Here is an 18,767-nt window from a genome sequence, read left to right as displayed (position 1 = left end):
GCTCAGCGGGCACTTAACCCTTGGTTCACCAATCAGGTTCATACTCTCTTCAGCTTGACGTGGGGAGCAGGGTGATGCGCGCCGTATTTTCCAAAACCGGAACTGCCTTGAAAACAGTGTTCCTGACCGCTGGTCTGGTTGCGCTGCCGGGAATAACTTCGGCAAACGAGGCAGCCATCGAAGTTGTGATGAACCAGGCGAAAATCGTCAAACTCGCGCGTGAAGCCGACACGATCGTGATCGGCAACCCCGAGATCGCTGACGCAGCCGTGCAGGACGCGACCACCATCGTCCTCACGGGGAAGGGTTTCGGCGTGACCAATCTCGTCGTACTCGACATCGACGGCCAGCCGATCGTCGACGAACAGGTTATGGTCAGCCGCCAGTCGGCCAGTTCCGTGCGCATTTACCGCCGTGCCAATGTCCAGACGCTTTCCTGCACCCCCTACTGCGAGAGTTCCTACAAGACCGACGCTGAGCGGGCCTCGGAAGCCGAGATCAGCGCCAACCAATAGGGCGCACGACGATGCGGGCTTGATGAGCGCTCGGACCAGTCCGGGAGAAGGTTTGCAGAGCGTAAACAAAAACTCTGCAATTTGACCTGCCGTCAAAACCGGAATGCAACCGGGGCTGGTTATAGTCCTCCCTGACAACGCACACTTCAGGGGTCGGTTATGGGCGATCAGACAAAAGGCAAAGCGCGCCGCGCGCCAAATCGGCGCCGTGTGCTGGGCCGTTTTATCAAGAATGAGGAAGGCGTGGCAGCCATCGAGGTTGCCTTTCTCGGTCTTCCGTTCTTTTTCCTGATCTTCGTGATCCTGGAGGCCTGCATAGGCTTTGCAGCGCAGCAATTGCTTGCCAACGCAACGGACGACGTTGCTCGGTTGTTTCGTACCGGCCAGGTACGAGCCAGCGAATTGAACGAGACGAAACTGCGCGACCTGCTGTGCGACCGCATGTCCATACTGATGTCGGAGACCTGTCCTGGGCTCGAAGTCGATCTAAGGCAATTCGACACATTCGAAGACGCCGCCAAATCGAGCCTCGGCTTCAATGACGACGGAAGCATCGATACGAAAACTGATCTGGGTCCGGCACTCACGAAGAACATGATGCGCGTCTACTACCGCTGGCCGGTGGTAACAAACCTGCTGGCAGATCGGCTTCCTGACGGCAAGCTTCTGCTTTTCTCATCAAACACCTGGCAAAACGAGCCGTTCTAACTGTTGGCAATAGGTCGTTGGGGGACCAGGCAATGACAATCAATCACAAAACAACGGGCGCCATACGGGGCGGATTCTTATCCACTCTGGGGGCCTTCGCGCGCAACAAGCGGGGCGTTGCTGCAATCGAATTCGCCATCATCGCGCCCATCCTCTTTGCGATGTATTTTCTGACCTTGGAGTTCAGCCAGGCAATCGACGTCAACAAGAAGCTCAGTCGCGCTGCCAACATGGCGGGTGACCTTGTCGCGCAACAGCCATCGATCACAGCCAGTGAGATCGATGCCGTGATGAAGATCGGTAGCGCCATTCTGAAGCCCTACAATCGTACGATGCCGACCATGACGCTCACCGCGATCCAGGTCACCGACGAGACCACCCCGAAGATCAAGGTTGTCTGGTCGCGTGAACTCAAAAATGGAACCGCATCCACCGGTCTGCCCAAGGGCAGCACCACCACACTGCCCGCCGAACTGAACATCAAGGGGGCTTTCTACATCCGTGCGACCGCTGCGCTCGGGTATAAACCCATTCTCGCCTGGTCGAAGGACGGCACCAAAACGACCGGTCTGACGGCGATGGCTGGTCTCGACAATCTGCAGATGAGCGAACGTTTCTACCTTCGTCCGCGCATGAGCAGCACTGTGCCCTGCGACGATTGCTAACGGGTAAGGGATCACCCGCAAAAACAAGCCCCTGGCAAACAGCCCTTCGGACATCCGTCTCATCCCGAGAAGATTGAACGGAACATTCGCTCACCTGGAATGTCAGCATGTATGGAGAGATCGGGTCATTCCACCCGGTTGTGAAATGCTCTATGTCTTTGACGAGGGCCAGCAACAGTGAGCGAATATGGTGGGCGCATTCCTTTTTGTACCGAAGCCTCTCGGCAAACAGCTTTCCCCAGCCCAAGAACCGGTCAGCTTGGTTGGTCAATTTGAGCCGCATACCGCCTTCCTCACCGCGCCTCATGGGCGATCTCTGCTGATTGAGCTTACCCGAAATGCCTGAGTTGCCCGAGGTCGAAACCGTCCGCCGCGGACTGCAGCCGATCATGGAGGGAGCGCATATCGATTCCCTGGAGCTCAGGCGTCCTGATCTGCGTTTTCCGTTTCCCAGGGGGTTTGCCGAGCGGCTTCGCGGACAGGAGATCATCGCGCTTGGCCGGCGGGCAAAGTACCTCCTGATCCATCTCGAAACCTCCGAGGTGGTGGTTTGCCATTTGGGCATGTCGGGATCGTTTCGTGTCGATGAGGATGACGACAGGGAACACACCCCCGGCGCGTTTCATCATCCGCGCTCCAAAGCGGAGAAGCACGACCACGCGATCTTTCATCTGACGGCGGGCGACGGGCGCAGTCTTCGTGTCATCTACAACGATCCGCGTCGGTTCGGTTTCATGCTTCTGCATGAGGAGGGGCCGCTGGACAGCCACCCGCTTTTGGCCACGCTCGGCGTCGAACCAACTGGAAACACTCTGGATGGTGCGTTGCTTGCTGAGCGTCTGCGAGGGAAGCGAGCACCGCTGAAGGCGGTTTTGCTGGATCAGCGCGTGATTGCCGGGCTCGGCAATATCTATGTCTGCGAGGCATTGTGGCGGGCAAGACTCTCACCGAAACGCAGCGCCGACACAATCGTCGCCCAACGCGGACCATCCGAACGATGCGAGCGACTGGCAGTTTCGATCCGCGCTGTCATTGCAGAGGCGATCGCGGCAGGCGGGTCATCCCTGCGTGATTATGTGAAAGCAGACGGATCTCTGGGCTATTTTCAGCATTCCTTCAAGGTATATGGCCGAGAGGGGCAATTATGCGCTCATGAGGAATGCAGCGGCACCGTTCGCCGCATTGTGCAGAGCGGGCGGTCTACCTTTTATTGTCCGACCTGCCAGCGCTAGCAATTCAAGGAAAACGGAGAGGAATTCAGATCATGGCATATGAGACGATTCTGGTTGAAACGCGGGAGCGGGTCGGGCTGATCACGCTGAACCGACCGAAGGCGCTGAATGCGCTCAATTCCAAAGTGCTTGAGGAAGTGGTGGGTGCACTGGAGGCGTTCGACGAGAACCCCCGAATAGGCGCCATCGTAATCACCGGGTCGGAAAAGGCCTTTGCGGCTGGCGCCGATATCAAGGAAATGGCTTCGAAGTCCTATGTGGACGCCTATATGGAAGACCTCTTCGCAGGATGGGAAGGGCTGACGCGCGTGCGCAAGCCGATCATCGCTGCGGTTGCGGGGTATGCGCTGGGCGGGGGCTGCGAGCTCGCGATGATGTGCGACTTCATCATTGCAGCCGAGAACGCGAAATTCGGTCAGCCCGAGATCACGCTTGGTGTCATGCCCGGGATGGGGGGATCGCAACGGCTGACGCGTTTTGTGGGCAAGTCGAAAGCCATGGACATGTGCCTGACGGGCCGGTTCATGGAGGCGGAGGAAGCGGAACGCTCCGGCCTCGTTTCGAGGGTCGTGCCCCCCGGAGAGCTGATTGAAGAGGCTTTGAAGGCGGCAGAAACCATCGCTGGGTTCTCTCTACCGGCTGTGATGATGACCAAGGAGGCCGTGAACCGTTCCTATGAAACCACTCTCGCCGAGGGCCTGCGCTTCGAGCGACGGGTGTTCCACGCAATGTTCGCACTGGACGACCAGAAGGAAGGGATGGCAGCATTTACAGAAAAGCGCTCTGCCAATTTCAAGAATCGCTGAGCGCGGAAGCAAGGTGGAGGGTATAGACGCCAATAGGCGTTGACGTTGGCCGAAAGCTCCACTATAAGCCGCCACGACTGTGGTGGCCCTGCGGCTGCCCTTTTTGTTTTGCGCCCGCGAGGCATTCATCGCGGCAGGATCTGTAGATACAAGAGAGGAAACATGGCCAACACGACTTCGGCCAAGAAGGCGGTGCGCAAGATTGCTCGCCGCACTGCGGTTAACAAGAACCGTCGCTCGCGTGTGCGCAGCTTCGTTCGCAAGGTCGAAGAAGCTCTGGCCTCCGGCGACAAGGCAGCAGCTGAAAGCGCGTTCAAGGCAGCTCAGCCCGAGCTTATGCGCGCTGCCGGTAAAGGCGTCTTGCATCGCAACACGGCTTCCCGCAAGGTTTCACGCCTTGCCCAGCGCGTGAAGGCACTTGGCGCCTGATACGCCTCATTAAGCGTTTCGATGAACCCGGCCATCCAGCCGGGTTTTTCTTTGCCCTTCAGAAAGGCCGCCTTTCGACAACCCTGTGTTGTTGCGGGGTGGCCTTTTTTGATATGTGACCGTAAGTGTTTGAGAATCGTATTATTTTCGTCACATAAGCAGGACGTTAATTTTTGCGCCAGGTGATTTTCCTGAAACATTTCCGATGGTTACAGAGGTTTATCCACAGGTTGCTCATGTCACGGCGAGCGCGAAATGCGGGCTGAAATGTCAAGTGTTTTTTTATGATTTTTTTTCGCCGCGCTCTTCAAACACACTTATCTGGAAAAGGCTTTTGAATCCAAAAGGCTTATCCAGCCGGCCCGCGGGCGATGCCTATTTTTGCGCTCCGCACAAGACCAGATTCGAGAAAAAAGCGGCAGCCCTGCCCTTGCCCTTTCCACAAGGATTTCGGTAATGTCAGGCCATCGAGAGGGCAGGAAAAGCCCGGCGACTTAAGCCCAAATCGGCACCTATTGCGACGCGGTTTTTTTTCCGCGCGGGTGTTTCGTGCGCTCTCGGAAGCTGCCTCGTCAGCTCGCTTGTCGGGGATCCACTGATGGCGCATTCGCGTCAAGATCAGACGAGCACAAGTGGCATGATCGCCGGGCAAAAAAACAACCGGTGATTGAAATATTGTATTTCAACAGCGACCTTAGCGCTGTAGAGAGCGAAGGAGAGTTTTTGGGCAGAGGCCAGGCGGACATACGATCATCATAAAAAAGCGGATTGGGTAGGGGTAAATCGCCGAAAGGCGCGGACCCATCCGTAAAAAACACCACTCAAAACGACAGGGACACGAGGAATGCAAAGCGGCGCGGAAAGGGAAACGACGGGGGGATTTTCTTTTCAGGAGCAGATGTCTCAGCAGGAGGGCAAAGAGACAGCAGAGACTAAAAAGAACGAGAGTAAGGCGGGTCCATCCGATGCGATCTTCGAGCGCGTGAAAACGCAGCTCCGTGCGCGTCTTGGAAGCGAGGTCTACTCCAGCTGGTTCGGCCGTATGAAGCTGATGGAGGCATCCAAAGGCAGCGTGCGGATTTCCGTTCCCACGGCTTTCCTGCGCTCCTGGATCAACGGACACTATCTCGACCTGATCACCGAGCTGTGGAAGCAGGAAGCACCCGACACCCTGAAGGTCGAGATTGTCGTGAGAACCGCCACACGCAATGTGCGGGCCACGCAAGAGAGCAAGCCGGCTGCGGCCCGCAAGGTTTCGACCCGGCCGCAAACAGCGCTTGCTTCCGGCACTCTGGCAGGAAACCCTTCCGCTCGCGCAAATCCTGCAAAACTGCCCGAGGCAGACGGACGCTCGAACATTCTGGGCTCGCCGCTGGACAGTCGCTACACGTTCGATTCCTTGATTGAAGGCGCCTCCAACCGCGTCGCCTGCGCCGCTGCGCGGACGGTAGCGGAATCGGACTCCAACGCGATCCGCTTCAACCCGCTCTTTCTTCATGCCTCGGTGGGGCTCGGAAAGACGCACATGCTGCAGGCGATTGCAGCCGAGTCACTGCGCCGCAAGCCGCAGGCGCGTGTCGTTTATCTGACCGCAGAGTATTTCATGTGGCGTTTCGCCACGGCGATCCGCGATAACAACGCTCTCACCCTGAAGGAGCAGCTTCGCGACATCGATCTTCTCATCATCGACGACATGCAGTTCCTGCAGGGCAAATCCATCCAGAACGAGTTCTGCCATCTGCTCAATATGTTGCTCGACAGCGCGCGACAGGTCGTGGTCGCGGCTGACCGGCCGCCTTCAGAACTGGAATCGCTCGAACCGCGCGTGAAATCCCGCCTCAACGGTGGTGTGTCGCTCGAGATCGGGGCGCCCGATTTCGCCATGCGGCTATCCATTCTCAAGCAGCGCCTTGCAAGCGCCCAGGCGGAGGATAGCTCGCTCGAAATTCCCGAAGAGATCCTGGTGCATGTGGCGCGTTCGGTGACGGGAAGCGGCCGCGAGCTGGAGGGCGCATTCAACCAGCTCCTTTTCCGTCATTCCTTTGAACCGCAGATCACCATCGACCGGATTGACGAAATACTCGGGCATGTCTGCCGGGCCGGAGAGCCAAAGCGGGTTCGCATTGAAGATATTCAGCGGATCGTCGCGCGACACTACAATGTGTCCAAGACGGAGCTGCTGTCGAACCGCCGCACACGCACCATCGTCAAGCCACGCCAGGTGGCCATGTATCTTTCCAAGGTCATGACCCCGCGCTCCCTGCCGGAGATCGGGCGTCGCTTCGGCGGACGCGATCACACGACAGTGCTGCATGCAGTGCGCAAGATCGAAGGGCTGACCGACGGTGACAGGCAGCTCGCGCAGGAAATCGAGCTTCTGAAACGCCTCATCAGCGATCAGGCTTAAGGCGATCAGGGCTGCGGCATCCTTTGATGCCCCCTGACGGCGTGATTTTGAGAGACCGGCGGCAAGTTCGCCGGTCTTTTTGTGTTCCCATTCCGTCCTGCCTTCCACCGGGCGGCGTGTTTTCCCCAAAAACCCGGTGGAACCGGGACGTAACGCCGTGAAAGGCTTGCGTTTCTTGTCGATTTCCTGTCATTTTGACGGAAATCGAAGCCTGTTCACGGCTGTCCTGAACATGCGCCATGTTTGCAGGGCTTTTCTTCATTCAAGTGAGATTGATTGGTCATGCGTGTTATTCTCGAACGCTCCACCCTCCTGAAATCTTTGAACCATGTTCACCGCGTGGTGGAACGCCGCAACACGATTCCGATTCTCTCGAACGTGCTTCTGAATGCGGACGGCGCAAGCCTGCAGATGAAGGCGACCGATCTCGACCTGGAAGTGACCGAGGCCGCAGGTGCGACCATCGAACAGGCCGGTGCTACGACAGTGCCCGCCCACCTGCTCTATGATATCGTGCGCAAGCTGCCCGATGGCGCGGAAGTGATGCTGAAGACCGATGAGGACGGCAACGCCATGTCCGTGGTCGCGGGGCGCTCCAGTTTCCGCCTTCAGTGTCTGCCGCAATCGGATTTTCCGGAACTTTCTGCCGGCAATTTCTCACACATTTTCCGGCTCGATTCAGAGGCCTTGAAAGGGCTGATCGAAAAGACCCAGTTCGCCATCTCCACTGAGGAGACGCGCTACTATCTGAACGGTATCTTCCTGCACACGATCGAAGCTGATGGCGGTCTCAAGCTGCGCTCGGTTGCGACGGACGGACATCGTCTGGCGCGCGCCGAAATGGAAGCTCCGGCCGGTTCCGAAGGCATGCCGGGCATCATCATTCCACGCAAGACGGTGGGTGAACTGCAGAAACTGGTCGATGACCCGGATGTGGCCGTGACCGTCGAGCTTTCCGACACGAAGATCCGTTTCACCATTGGCAGCGTTATTCTCACCTCGAAGCTTATTGACGGCACTTTCCCCGACTATCAGCGCGTCATTCCGACCGGCAATGACAAGAAGCTGGTGATCGACCGTCAGACCTTCGCGTCGGCTGTCGACCGCGTGTCGACCATTTCTTCGGAACGCGGGCGAGCCGTGAAGCTAAGCATTGCCGAAGGACAGGTGACGCTGACGGTGAACAATCCGGACTCGGGTTCGGCAACGGAAGAACTGGCAGCCGACTACGAAGCCGACCCGATCGAGATCGGCTTCAACGCCCGCTATCTTCTGGATGTGGCGGCACAGCTTTCGGGCAGTGAGGCGCGCTTCCTTCTGGCTGACGCCGGATCGCCCACACTGGTGCAGGACGAAGGCGACGAAAGCACGCTCTACGTTCTGATGCCGATGCGCGTCTAGAGCGCGCCGGCATTGGCTTCCCCTTGGTCGCCCAGACACCCGGCAGGCAGGCCGTAGCCCAGGTTCACGTTACCAGGCTGAGCCTCACCGACTTTCGGAATTATCATGCCCTGGCGCTCGATCTTTCGCCGGGGGCGGTGGTTTTGACCGGCGAGAACGGCGCAGGCAAGACGAACCTGCTCGAGGCCGTTTCCTTTCTCTCCCCGGGTCGCGGATTGCGCCGCGCCACGCTTGACGATGTCGCGCGCGAAGGTGCCGGAACGGGCTTTGCCATCCATGCGAAGCTCGAAGGCCCGTTCGGCGAATGCGACATCGGAACCGGCACCGCCGGCGTGCAGCCGGGAACGGAAACCGGCGGTCGACGTCTGCGCATCAACGGCGAGAACGCGCGGACTGCCGATGCCATGCTCGAATGGGTGCGCGTCCTGTGGCTGACACCGGCCATGGATGCGCTCTTCACCGGTTCTGCCGGCGACCGGCGGCGCTTTCTCGACCGTCTGGTGCTGGCAATAGACCCGGCGCACGGCCGGCGCGCTCTCGACTATGAGAAGGCGATGCGCGCACGCAACCGGCTGCTTGCGGAAGACTCGCGCGATAGTGGCTGGTTCGACGCCATAGAAACGCAGATGGCCGAAACCGGCGTGGCGATTGCCGCCGCGCGCGCCGAGATGGTGCGTCTTCTCGCAGCCATGAACGAACGCCTGCCCGAAGATGGCCCGTTTCCCACCGCCGGGATTGCCCTGGAGGGCACCATCGACCACGCGATCGGACAGCACGCCGCCGTCGATGTGGAGGAGAAGTTCCGCGCCGTTCTGCGCGACCAGCGGCCGCGCGATCGTGCCGCCGGGCGTACGCTTGAGGGTCCACATCGCAGTGACCTGATGGTGCGGCACGTGCCCAAGGACATGCCGGCGGCGCGCTGCTCGACGGGAGAGCAGAAAGCGCTGCTTGTGGGGCTGATCCTCGCCCATGCCCGGCTGACAGGCGAACTCTCGGGAACCGCTCCCATTCTGCTTCTGGATGAGATTTCCGCGCATTTTGACCCCGACCGGCGGGCAGCGCTCTTTTCGATTCTTGAAGAACTCAACTGCCAGGCCTTCATGACAGGCACTGAAGCCAATCTCTTTTCCGCGCTTGAAGGGCGCGCCCAGTTCTTGTCCGTGTCAGCCGGCTCGATCCACGAACAACGCTGACACGTTCCCTGTCTCTGGATAAGATCACCGCATGGCCGAAGCATCTCCCCTTCCCCTTACCGAAAGCGAACTTGAACGCTATGCCCGCCATATCGTGTTGCCCGAGATCGGCGGAGCGGGCCAGCAAAAGCTGAAGAAGGCCCGTGTTCTGGTGATCGGTGCCGGAGGGCTTGGCGCGCCGGTGCTTTGCTATCTCGCCGCCGCCGGCATCGGCACGCTGGGCGTGATTGACGACGACACGGTTTCGCTTTCCAACCTGCAGAGACAGGTGATCCACGACACTGACAGTGTCGGCATGGAGAAGGTCGAGAGCGCCAGGGCAAGCATTGCCCGCATCAACCCGCACGTTACGGTCGAGACCCACCCTATCCGGCTTGATGCGGAGAACGCTGCCGGGATCATCGCCGCCTACGACATGGTGGTGGACGGATCGGACAATTTCGACACGCGCTATCTGCTCGCCGATACCTGCGAGGCGGTGCAAAGGCCGCTCGTGACGGCCGCGGTTGGCCGCTTCGACGGGTCGCTGACGGTACTCAAACCGTACGAAGCTGACGCCGAGGGCAATCTCCTGCCGGGCTATCGTGACCTCTTTCCCGAACCACCACCTGCCGGCCTCGTGCCCAGCTGCGCGGAAGCAGGCATTGTCGGCGCGCTGACCGGCGTGATGGGAACGCTGGAAGCCATGGAGGTCATCAAGCTGGTGACGGGTATCGGTGAACCGCTCACAGGGCGCCTGCTGCTCTATGATGCGCTGGCGGCCCGTTTCGAAACAGTAAAATACAGACGGCGCACCGGCTGAGGGCGTTTTTTGCTGCGGGTGGGAACGGGCTTTGCTCGCACCGTGACCCGTTGCAGTGGCGTTGTGCGTGGCTCGACAAGCTCACCATGAGGGATAGCAATGCCTACATGGAGGGACAATGCGCTGCCAAGGCGCGCCAGAAGCGCCTCTGAAGAACGGTTTTCTACCAGACACAGCCTCCGTCATGGTGAGCTTGTCGAACCACGCACAATGCCACTGCCACCAGATCGCATGCGCCCCGCGATCAGACGTTTCTGGGCAGGACGCGATCCGGTGGGCGGTGGCCGTCGAAGAGGGTGCGGATGTTGATGATCACCTTCTCACCCATATCAATGCGGCCCTCGATGGTGGCCGATCCCATGTGGGGCAGGATGACGATCCTGTTTTTCTGAGCGAGTTTCAGGAGCTTGGGATTGACTGAAGGCTCATGCTCGAACACGTCGAGCCCTGCGCCTGCGAGTCTGCCTTCCTCGATCAAGCGGATCAGTGCGTCCTCGTCCACCACGTCTCCGCGCGCCGTGTTCACGAGGTAGGCACGCGGCTGCATGAGCTCGAGCCGTCGCGCGGACAGAAGGTGGAAGGTGGCGGGTGTCGAAGGGCAATTGACGGAGATGATGTCCATGCGGGCAAGCATCTGGTCGAGACTGTCCCAATATGTCGCTTCCAGTTCATCTTCAATGGAAGGCGCCACACGCTGACGGTTGTGATAGTGGATCGAGAGACCGAAAGCCTTGGCGCGCCGTGCGACAGCAGTCCCCACGCGGCCCATGCCGACAATGCCAAGACGCTTGCCCCAGATGCGATGCCCGAGCATCCAGGTGGGAGACCATCCGCCCCATTTTTCGCCACTGCGCAGGAGCTCCGCACCTTCTGTCAAGCGACGCGGCACAGCGAGCATAAGCGCCATGGTCATGTCCGCAGTGTCCTCGTTGAGCACATTGGGCGTATTGGTGACGGTGATGCCTTTCTTGGCCGCCGCTGCCACGTCGATATTATCGACGCCATTCCCGAAATTGGCGATGAGTTTCAGCCGCTCGCCAGCCTGCGCAATGAGTGCTGCGTCGATACGATCGGTGATCGTGGGAACAAGAACGTCGGCTTCCTTGACTGCGGCCACGAGTTCGGGCTGCGTCATGCGCTTATCGTCGAGATTGAGGCGCGCGTCGAACAGCTCGCGCATGCGTGTCTCAACCTGGTCGGGAAGTTTTCGGGTGATGACGACGAGAGGCTTCTTCCTGACGGTCATATGGTCTCCAAAATAACGCCCTGTTGATACCTCTTTAACCAAGATGCGCGACACTGCAATGCCGAGCCAGGCTGCCCTCTCTCTATCAAGCGGGGGCCGCCAAGACAAAGAAAAAGGGTGGAAGAGCTCGTTCCGCCAAAACACGGGTACCGGGAGTTTGTAATGCCGGCCAAGGCGCCATTCCGTTTGCTGTTTGCCACCTTCTTCGCTGCAATGCTGACCGCAATGCCGATTTCGACACAAGCGCAGGCAAACACCGAACAGAATGCAAAGGTGGGCCCGAGCGGCCTCCCATTGCCGCGTTTCGTCAGCCTGAAATCGAGCCGTGTGAACATGCGTATCGGCCCGGGGCTCAACTACGCCGTCAACTGGATGTATCTGAAATCCGGTCTGCCGATGGAGATCATTCAGGAATATGACAATTGGCGGCGCGTGCGCGATGCCGAGGGGGCAGAAGGCTGGATCAACCAGGCTCTTCTTTCCGGGCGTCGTACCGGGATCGCTGCTCCATGGTTCAAGGGCAAGGAGGCCGACATCGAACTCAGAGCCGATCCCCGCGAGGATGCACGCCTCGTTGCGCGCGTCGAACCCGGTGCCATTGGCTCGATCAAGGCCTGCAACGGTGACTGGTGCGAGATGGAGTTCGCAGGCCATTCCGGCTGGGTGGACCAGTCGCTGATCTGGGGCGCTTATCCAGGCGAAACCGTAAAAGACTGACGGCGCAGCCTGTCTTAGTGGCGCTTGCGGCGCAATCTCACCACAATATCCACGTTGGCGATTTCCGTGCCTTCGGGCGGCTCCGGAAGGTGGCGAACCTCGACTTGTCCTGAGGGGATATCGAACACCGTTTCATCATCTTCGTAGAAGAAATGGTGGTGATCCGAGACATTGGTGTCGAAATAGGTGCGTGCGCCCTCTACCTGGACGATGCGCAACATGCCCGCATCCGTGAACTGATGGAGCGTGTTATAAACCGTGGCCAATGACACGGAGAAGCCAGCCTTCTGTGCCTCCTCGTGCAGCGCTTCAGCAGAGACATGACGGTCACCAGCCGCGAACAGAAGATCGGCCAGTGCCACACGCTGGCGTGTGGGACGCAGGCCCGCATCCCTCAATCGCTCTTCGAGCGAAATGTTCTGCGTTTCATTCGAGATCGACAATGAATCCGTCCGTCTTTCCTGTTGCCCGAAACCCGCTCCAAGGCGGGGCTCTCGCTGCAGTCTTTGCTTTCTGACATATATTCGCTCCATTCAAAGCGATCAATAGCGCCGGTTTTCGGCGACAGTTTTCCGGCTGCAGTCAAAAGAGGCACCGCAGATTCCCACAACTGCGGTTTCCAGCAAGAAACAAGCTGTGATAGGGAGTTCGGAGAATGAAAAGCACGGCCCCGGGGCAACCTGGGCCTCCGACGGGATGGCGATTGATGGCGCAAACGAAAAACAGCTACGATTACGAAGACCTTCTGGCCTGCGCGCAGGGTGAGCTTTTTGGCCCCGGCAATGCGCAATTGCCCGCTCCACCCATGCTGATGTTCGATCGCATTACCGATATTCAGGAAGAAGGCGGCGAGTTCGGCAAAGGTTATGTTCGCGCTGAATTCGCCATCAAGCCTGACCACTGGTTCTTTCCGTGCCATTTCCCCGGCAACCCCATCATGCCTGGCTGCCTTGGGCTTGATGCGCTCTGGCAGTTGACCGGCTTCTATCTCGGATGGCTGGGTCTGCCTGGAAAGGGCATGGCGCTTTCTACCGGGGAGGTGAAGTTCAAGGGGATGGTGACGCCGGAGACGAAGCTTGTCGAATACGGCGTAGACTTCAAGCGCGTCATGAAAGGCCGCCTCGTTCTCGGCACCGCCGATGGCTGGCTGAAGGCTGACGGCGAGCAGATTTACACTGCCACGGACCTCCGTGTCGGGCTGGCCAAACAGGAAGCCTGAGTTTCAACCAATTGACTGGCGGCCACCTGGAGTGGCCCAAGGAGAGCATTATGAGACGCGTCGTCGTTACCGGTCTCGGCATCGTTTCCTCGATTGGCAACAACGCGCAGGAGGTCACCGCCTCCCTGCGTGAAGCAAAATCGGGTATCTCGTTTTCGGAAGACTTTGCCGAGCACGGCTTCCGCTGTCAGGTCTGGGGTGCGCCAACGCTCGACCCGGCCGAAGTGGTCGACCGGCGCGCCATGCGCTTCCTTTCGAAGGGTGGTGCGTGGAACCATGTCGCCATGGAACAGGCGATTGCCGATTCCGGCCTCGAAGAGGGCGACATCACCAATGAGCGCACCGGCATCATCATGGGTTCGGGCGGCCCCTCCACCCGCACCATATTTGAAGCCGCGCAAACCACGCTTGAGAAGGGCTCGCCCAAGCGCATCGGGCCATTCGCCGTTCCGAAAGCAATGTCCTCCACCGCTTCAGCCACGCTTGCGACGTGGTTCAAGATTCACGGCGTGAACTACTCGATTTCGTCGGCCTGCTCGACCTCGGCGCACTGCATCGGCAATGCCGCGGAGATGATCCAGTGGGGCAAACAGGACGTGATGTTCGCCGGCGGGCATGAGGATCTGGACTGGACCATGTCCAACCTGTTCGACGCCATGGGCGCCATGTCCTCAAAACACAACGACACGCCGGCGACCGCCTCGCGCGCTTATGATGTTTCGCGAGACGGTTTCGTGATTGCCGGTGGTGCTGGCGTTCTCGTTCTGGAAGAGCTGGAGCACGCCAAGGCACGCGGCGCGAAGATCTATGCCGAACTGACCGGCTATGGCGCGACCTCCGACGGATACGACATGGTGGCTCCCTCGGGTGAAGGTGCGGTGCGCTGCATGAAACAGGCGCTCTCCACGGTGAAGGGCGATGTGGACTACATCAACACGCATGGCACAGCGACACCTGTGGGTGATTCCCGCGAGATCGACGCCATCCGGCAGGTTTTCGGCGAGAAAATGCCGCATATTGCGTCAACCAAATCGCTGACGGGCCACTCGCTTGGCGGAGCAGGCGCGCAGGAATCGATTTACTCGATACTGATGATGCAGGCGGGCTTCATCGGCGAAAGCGCGCATATCACCGAGCTTGATCCGGAGTTCGAGGGCGCACCGATCGTTCGCAGCCGTATCGACAATGCAAAGATCGACACGGTGCTTTCCAATTCCTTTGGCTTCGGCGGTACCAACGCCACGCTCGTGTTCCAGCGTTACGCAGGGTGATTTAGGTCCATGGACGGTTTGATGAAAGGAAAGCGCGGCCTCATCATGGGGGTCGCCAACGATCACTCGATTGCCTGGGGCATTGCCAAGAAGCTTGCAGAGCACGGCGCGAAACTGGCGTTCACCTATCAGGGTGAGGCGTTTGGACGCCGTGTGAAGCCCTTGGCCGAGAAGGTGAATTCGAAGCTCCTCTTCCCTTGCGATGTGGAGGACAGCGCCTCGATCAATTCCGTGTTCGATGGGCTGAAGGACGAGTGGGGCTCGCTGGATTTCATCGTTCACGCGATCGGCTTTTCCGACCGCAACGAGCTGAAGGGTCTCTACGCGAACACAACGCGCGAGAACTTCGTGCGCACCATGGTAATCTCCTGCTATTCCTTCACGGAAGTCGCCCGCAAGGCGGCGGAGCTGATGGACAATGGCGGGCAGATGCTGACGCTCACCTATGCCGGTTCCACCCGCGTGATGCCCAATTACAACGTGATGGGCGTGGCCAAGGCCGGACTTGAGGCGAGCGTGCGCTATCTGGCGAGCGATTACGGTCCGCGCAATATTCGCGTCAACGCGATTTCGGCTGGCCCGGTGCGTACATTGGCGGGGGCCGGCATCTCCGATGCGCGCTACATGTTCTCCTACCAGCAGCGCAATGCACCGCTGCGGCGCACCGTGGTGATCGACGAAATCGGCGGCTCGGCGCTCTACCTGCTTTCCGACCTTTCCTCGGGTGTCACCGGCGAGATCCACTATGTGGATTCGGGCTACAACACGGTTTCCATGCCCACCATGGAAGAGCTGAAACGACTGAGCGCGGCCACCGGCGACGACTAAGGTCGATGAGACTGGTCCGCTATTTCCGGGCCCACAAAACCTTGAACACCGTATCGCGGCGCAGCTCACCCTGTGCCGCGAAATGCTTTTCAAGGCTCTCTTCATAGGGGAGCTGCCTGTTGGCAACGAGGAAGAGCCGCCCGCGTGGCTTGAGCGCCTTTGCCGCTGCCGCGATCATGCCATGCCCCATATCCGGCTCCGCTGCGCGGCTGCGATGGAAAGGCGGGTTCATGAGGATCACGTCATAGCGCTCGTCGACCGGCTCCCCCAAGAGATCATGCCAGAAAAAGCGCGCCGGAACTTGCGGTGCTTTCCCGGCCATATTGCGCCGGGCCGCCTCCAGCGAAGCATGATGCGCCTCATAGAGATCGATGCCTTTCACACCCGAAGCGCGCTCAGCTGCCGCAACCGATAGATAGCCCCAGCCGGCTGCGAAGTCGGCAATTGCGCCCGACAGATCTTCCGGCAGACATTCCACCAGCAAGGCCGAGCCGGGATCGATGCCATCGTCCGAGAACCCGCCAGCTGCCGTGATGTACCCGTCTGCCACCTCATCGCCGGCATCGAGTGCGTCGAGAGCCTCGGCAATCTCGTCCGGGCGGCGCAGCCAGAAGACGACGCCGTGATGTTTGGAGGCATGATCCTCGAGGTCAAGCAGGTTGCCCATGCGCTTGCGCACGCTGCCGCCACCATCCTTCTTGGCGCAGGCGGCCACGATACACGCACCCGGTCGGGTCCGTTTGAGCGCTTCGGCCAGCCTGTGCTCGTTTTCGCGCCGGTGACGGCCAAGCAGCACCAGTGCCATGTCGTAACCCTCCCCTTCCGGCTCGGGGCAAACCGGGATTCCTGACCTTTGCAGGGCGAGAAAGTCGGGTCGATAGCCCTGGACGGCCGTCATGTCTCCGGCAAAATCGGAAGGAAGGTGAAACACCCCCGGCGCGCCCAGGAAAAGAACGCGATCATCCTTGCCCGGCGGATCGAGAAGCCCGCGATCAAAAGGAAACAGAAGTGTTGGAAGCGGCGTATCGTTCATGTCGGGTTCCGGATGTGAAAACGGGCGCGGCCATGAAGGCGCGCGCCCGCTCGATGTTCAAGGGGAAGCGGGATCAGCCTTCGGCGTCCTCAGCCTCTTCCTTCTTCTTCTTTTCCTGAACGATCTCCTGGCCGGTCTCCTGATCGACAACCTTCATGGAGAGGCGAACCTTGCCGCGCTCGTCAAAGCCCATCAGCTTCACAAACACCTTGTCGCCTTCCTTGACGACGTCGGTGGTCTTGCCGACGCGTTCCTGAGCGAGCTGGGAGATGTGAACGAGACCGTCCTTGGGACCGAAGAAATTGACGAATGCGCCGAAGTCGGCGGTCTTGACGACCGTGCCTTCGTAGATTTCGCCCACTTCCGGCTCTGCCGTAAGCGAGTGGATCCACTTCTTCGCCGCCTCGATTTCCTTGGCGTTGGACGAAGCGATCTTGACCGTGCCATCGTCTTCGATGTTGATCTTGGCGCCGGTCTTCTCGACGATCTCGCGGATCACCTTGCCGCCGGAGCCGATCACGTCACGGATCTTGTCGGTCGGGATCTGCATGACCTCGATGCGCGGAGCGAACTCGCCCAGCTCGCCACGGCTTTCCGAAAGGGCCTTGGCCATCTCGCCGAGAATGTGCAGACGCCCGTCCCTGGCCTGGTCGAGGGCGATCTGCATGATCTCCTCGGTGATGCCATCGATCTTGATGTCCATCTGCAGCGAGGTGATGCCCTCATCCGTGCCGGCGACCTTGAAGTCCATGTCGCCGAGGTGATCTTCATCACCCAGGATGTCGGAGAGCACGGCAAAGCGCTCGTCTTCCTTGATCAGGCCCATCGCAATGCCGGCAACCGGCTTGGCCAGCGGAACGCCGGCATCCATAAGGGCGAGCGAGGTGCCGCAGACGGTTGCCATGGAAGACGAACCGTTGGATTCGGTGACCTCGGAGACAACCCGCAGCGTGTAGGGGAACTGATCCGCGGCCGGCAGCATCGGATGGATGGCGCGCCATGCAAGCTTGCCATGACCGATCTCACGGCGGCCGGGCGAACCCATGCGGCCCGTCTCGCCAACGGAATAGGGCGGGAAATTGTAGTGAAGGAGGAAGGTCTCCTTGTAGGTGCCGGTGAGCGAGTCGATATACTGCTCGTCCTCGCCGGTGCCGAGCGTGGCAACCACAAGGGCCTGCGTCTCACCACGGGTGAAGAGGGCCGAACCGTGGGTGCGCGGAAGGATCCCGGCCTCAGCGACAATCGGCCGAACCGTCTTCAGATCACGTCCATCGATGCGGCCGCCGGTGTCAAGAATGTTCCAGCGGACGATCTTGGCCTGGAGGCTTTTGAAGACGGTATTGACCTGCTCGGCCGACCATTTGGTCTCTTCCTCACCTTCCGGCAGAAGGGTCTCTTTAACTTTGGCTTTGGCAGCGTCAACAGCGTCGTAGCGCTTCTGCTTGTCAGTAATCTTGTATGCTTCGCGAAGCTCGTTCTCGACGATCTTCAGCATCTCGCCTTCCAGCTCGGAGAGATCCGGCGGCGTGAACTCGCGCGGTTCCTTCGCAGCAACCTCGGCGAGCTTGATGATCGCGTCGATCACCGGCTGGAAGCCCTTGTGGCCGAACATGACCGCACCGAGCATCACATCCTCGGGGAGCTCCTGAGCCTCGGACTCGACCATGAGAACGGCATCGCCCGTGCCGGCAACGACGAGGTCGAGCTTGGTCTCTTCCATCTCGTCGACATGCGGGTTCAGAATGTATTCGCCATTGATGTAGCCAACGCGTGCAGCTCCGATCGGGCCCATGAAGGGCACACCGGAAAGCGTCAGAGCAGCCGATACGGCGACCATGGCGACGATGTCGGGATCGTTCTCAAGATCGTGCTGAAGAACGGTGGCAACCACCTGGGTGTCGTTCTTGTAGCCATCGACGAAGAGCGGGCGGATCGGACGGTCGATCAGGCGAGAAACGAGCGTTTCCTTCTCGCTCGGACGCCCCTCGCGCTTGAAATAGCCACCCGGGATCTTGCCGGCGGCGAAAGTCTTTTCCTGGTAGTTCACAGTGAGCGGGAAGAAATCGAAGCCGGGCTTCGGCTCTTTTTGGGAAACGACCGTGGCCAGAACCACTGTCTCTCCGTAGGTGGCCAGAACCGCTCCATCAGCCTGACGGGCGATCTTGCCGGTTTCGAGGGTCAGCGGACGCCCACCCCATTCGATCTCAACTTTGTGGTCTTTAAACATATCTTGTCCTTTTACGCCGAAGGGCGCGCCATTGTCTGGCCGCGTTTGCCCTTCGGTCTGGCTTCATT

At 59.6% G+C, this 18,767-nt stretch carries 17 protein-coding genes and 1 pseudogene; 14 read left to right on the top strand and 4 right to left on the bottom strand.

Annotation, left to right across the window (positions count from 1 at the left end):
• The first annotated feature begins 74 nt into the window (after nt 1–74).
• The 10 genes and pseudogenes from AC2CHD_RS08300 (at nt 75) to AC2CHD_RS08255 (ending at nt 10,158) form a co-directional block, all read left to right on the top strand.
• Nucleotides 75–515, top strand: a complete 441-nt coding sequence (locus tag AC2CHD_RS08300) for a pilus assembly protein N-terminal domain-containing protein (protein ID WP_484553322.1) — start codon at nt 75–77, stop codon at nt 513–515.
• A gap of 159 nt (nt 516–674) precedes the next feature.
• Complete coding sequence (locus tag AC2CHD_RS08295; RefSeq protein ID WP_484553321.1) at nt 675–1,223, top strand: TadE/TadG family type IV pilus assembly protein; 549 nt, start codon at nt 675–677, stop codon at nt 1,221–1,223.
• Nucleotides 1,224–1,255: 32 nt separating this feature from the next.
• Nucleotides 1,256–1,888, top strand: a complete 633-nt coding sequence (locus tag AC2CHD_RS08290) for a TadE/TadG family type IV pilus assembly protein (RefSeq protein ID WP_229450177.1) — start codon at nt 1,256–1,258, stop codon at nt 1,886–1,888.
• A 338-nt stretch (nt 1,889–2,226) separates the two neighbouring features.
• Nucleotides 2,227–3,120: a bifunctional DNA-formamidopyrimidine glycosylase/DNA-(apurinic or apyrimidinic site) lyase gene (gene mutM / locus AC2CHD_RS08285; protein WP_484553320.1), complete on the top strand. Its 894-nt coding sequence runs from the start codon at nt 2,227–2,229 to the stop codon at nt 3,118–3,120.
• A 32-nt stretch (nt 3,121–3,152) separates the two neighbouring features.
• The gene (locus AC2CHD_RS08280) at nt 3,153–3,926 is read left to right on the top strand and encodes an enoyl-CoA hydratase (protein WP_229450175.1); all 774 of its coding nucleotides are present in this window, start codon (nt 3,153–3,155) and stop codon (nt 3,924–3,926) included.
• Between the two features lie 162 nt (nt 3,927–4,088).
• Complete coding sequence (gene rpsT / locus AC2CHD_RS08275; protein ID WP_223019305.1) at nt 4,089–4,355, top strand: 30S ribosomal protein S20; 267 nt, start codon at nt 4,089–4,091, stop codon at nt 4,353–4,355.
• A 973-nt stretch (nt 4,356–5,328) separates the two neighbouring features.
• Nucleotides 5,329–6,762: pseudogene (gene dnaA / locus AC2CHD_RS08270) on the top strand (chromosomal replication initiator protein DnaA); the annotation flags it as partial.
• Nucleotides 6,763–7,044: 282 nt separating this feature from the next.
• Nucleotides 7,045–8,163, top strand: coding sequence for a DNA polymerase III subunit beta (gene dnaN / locus AC2CHD_RS08265; RefSeq protein WP_229450173.1), 1,119 nt, complete (start codon nt 7,045–7,047; stop codon nt 8,161–8,163).
• Nucleotides 8,164–8,186: 23 nt separating this feature from the next.
• The gene (gene recF, locus AC2CHD_RS08260; RefSeq protein WP_484553319.1) at nt 8,187–9,356 is read left to right on the top strand and encodes a DNA replication/repair protein RecF; all 1,170 of its coding nucleotides are present in this window, start codon (nt 8,187–8,189) and stop codon (nt 9,354–9,356) included.
• A gap of 31 nt (nt 9,357–9,387) precedes the next feature.
• Nucleotides 9,388–10,158, top strand: a complete 771-nt coding sequence (locus AC2CHD_RS08255; protein ID WP_484553318.1) for a molybdopterin-synthase adenylyltransferase MoeB — start codon at nt 9,388–9,390, stop codon at nt 10,156–10,158.
• Between the two features lie 244 nt (nt 10,159–10,402).
• On the opposite strand, the gene AC2CHD_RS08250 is transcribed toward AC2CHD_RS08255, so the two are convergent.
• Nucleotides 10,403–11,404, bottom strand: a complete 1,002-nt coding sequence (locus tag AC2CHD_RS08250) for a 2-hydroxyacid dehydrogenase (protein ID WP_229450170.1) — start codon at nt 11,402–11,404, stop codon at nt 10,403–10,405.
• A gap of 162 nt (nt 11,405–11,566) precedes the next feature.
• Here AC2CHD_RS08250 and AC2CHD_RS08245 point away from each other — a divergent pair, with 162 nt between their 5' ends.
• A complete protein-coding gene (locus AC2CHD_RS08245; protein WP_229450169.1) occupies nt 11,567–12,121 on the top strand; it encodes an SH3 domain-containing protein in 555 nt (184 codons plus the stop codon).
• Between the two features lie 14 nt (nt 12,122–12,135).
• On the opposite strand, the gene irrA is transcribed toward AC2CHD_RS08245, so the two are convergent.
• On the bottom strand, nt 12,136–12,564 hold the full coding sequence (gene irrA, locus AC2CHD_RS08240; protein ID WP_255664029.1) for an iron response transcriptional regulator IrrA: 429 nt from the start codon (nt 12,562–12,564) through the stop codon (nt 12,136–12,138).
• Between the two features lie 263 nt (nt 12,565–12,827).
• Between irrA and fabA the strand changes: the two genes are divergently transcribed.
• From fabA to fabI, 3 genes are read left to right on the top strand one after another with little or no spacing between them, the layout of a single operon-like run.
• The gene (gene fabA, locus AC2CHD_RS08235; RefSeq protein ID WP_229450168.1) at nt 12,828–13,340 is read left to right on the top strand and encodes a 3-hydroxyacyl-[acyl-carrier-protein] dehydratase FabA; all 513 of its coding nucleotides are present in this window, start codon (nt 12,828–12,830) and stop codon (nt 13,338–13,340) included.
• 50 nt (nt 13,341–13,390) lie between these two features.
• Nucleotides 13,391–14,611: a beta-ketoacyl-ACP synthase I gene (fabB, locus tag AC2CHD_RS08230; protein ID WP_484553317.1), complete on the top strand. Its 1,221-nt coding sequence runs from the start codon at nt 13,391–13,393 to the stop codon at nt 14,609–14,611.
• 9 nt (nt 14,612–14,620) lie between these two features.
• Nucleotides 14,621–15,439: an enoyl-ACP reductase FabI gene (gene fabI / locus AC2CHD_RS08225; protein WP_484553316.1), complete on the top strand. Its 819-nt coding sequence runs from the start codon at nt 14,621–14,623 to the stop codon at nt 15,437–15,439.
• Nucleotides 15,440–15,458: 19 nt separating this feature from the next.
• On the opposite strand, the gene AC2CHD_RS08220 is transcribed toward fabI, so the two are convergent.
• Nucleotides 15,459–16,472: a class I SAM-dependent methyltransferase gene (locus AC2CHD_RS08220; RefSeq protein ID WP_484553315.1), complete on the bottom strand. Its 1,014-nt coding sequence runs from the start codon at nt 16,470–16,472 to the stop codon at nt 15,459–15,461.
• 73 nt (nt 16,473–16,545) lie between these two features.
• A complete protein-coding gene (pnp, locus tag AC2CHD_RS08215) occupies nt 16,546–18,699 on the bottom strand; it encodes a polyribonucleotide nucleotidyltransferase (RefSeq protein WP_229450164.1) in 2,154 nt (717 codons plus the stop codon).
• Between the last annotated feature and the right edge of the window lie 68 nt (nt 18,700–18,767).

It is taken from the genome of Nitratireductor sp. ATLC21 (assembly GCF_057196525.1).
This window is presented reverse-complemented; position numbering and strand designations above follow the sequence as displayed.

Excerpts from the sequence above, each read along its gene's own strand:
- AC2CHD_RS08300 (WP_484553322.1), top strand. The coding sequence starts at position 75 with ATGCGCGCCGTATTTTCCAAAACCGGAACTGCCTTGAAAACAGTGTTC.
- AC2CHD_RS08295 (WP_484553321.1), top strand. The coding sequence starts at position 675 with ATGGGCGATCAGACAAAAGGCAAAGCGCGCCGCGCGCCAAATCGGCGC.
- AC2CHD_RS08290 (WP_229450177.1), top strand. The coding sequence starts at position 1,256 with ATGACAATCAATCACAAAACAACGGGCGCCATACGGGGCGGATTCTTA.
- mutM (WP_484553320.1), top strand. The coding sequence starts at position 2,227 with ATGCCTGAGTTGCCCGAGGTCGAAACCGTCCGCCGCGGACTGCAGCCG.
- AC2CHD_RS08280 (WP_229450175.1), top strand. The coding sequence starts at position 3,153 with ATGGCATATGAGACGATTCTGGTTGAAACGCGGGAGCGGGTCGGGCTG.
- rpsT (WP_223019305.1), top strand. The coding sequence starts at position 4,089 with ATGGCCAACACGACTTCGGCCAAGAAGGCGGTGCGCAAGATTGCTCGC.
- dnaN (WP_229450173.1), top strand. The coding sequence starts at position 7,045 with ATGCGTGTTATTCTCGAACGCTCCACCCTCCTGAAATCTTTGAACCAT.
- AC2CHD_RS08255 (WP_484553318.1), top strand. The coding sequence starts at position 9,388 with ATGGCCGAAGCATCTCCCCTTCCCCTTACCGAAAGCGAACTTGAACGC.
- AC2CHD_RS08250 (WP_229450170.1), bottom strand. The coding sequence starts at position 11,404 with ATGACCGTCAGGAAGAAGCCTCTCGTCGTCATCACCCGAAAACTTCCC.
- AC2CHD_RS08245 (WP_229450169.1), top strand. The coding sequence starts at position 11,567 with ATGCCGGCCAAGGCGCCATTCCGTTTGCTGTTTGCCACCTTCTTCGCT.
- fabA (WP_229450168.1), top strand. The coding sequence starts at position 12,828 with ATGGCGCAAACGAAAAACAGCTACGATTACGAAGACCTTCTGGCCTGC.
- fabB (WP_484553317.1), top strand. The coding sequence starts at position 13,391 with ATGAGACGCGTCGTCGTTACCGGTCTCGGCATCGTTTCCTCGATTGGC.
- fabI (WP_484553316.1), top strand. The coding sequence starts at position 14,621 with ATGGACGGTTTGATGAAAGGAAAGCGCGGCCTCATCATGGGGGTCGCC.
- AC2CHD_RS08220 (WP_484553315.1), bottom strand. The coding sequence starts at position 16,472 with ATGAACGATACGCCGCTTCCAACACTTCTGTTTCCTTTTGATCGCGGG.
- pnp (WP_229450164.1), bottom strand. The coding sequence starts at position 18,699 with ATGTTTAAAGACCACAAAGTTGAGATCGAATGGGGTGGGCGTCCGCTG.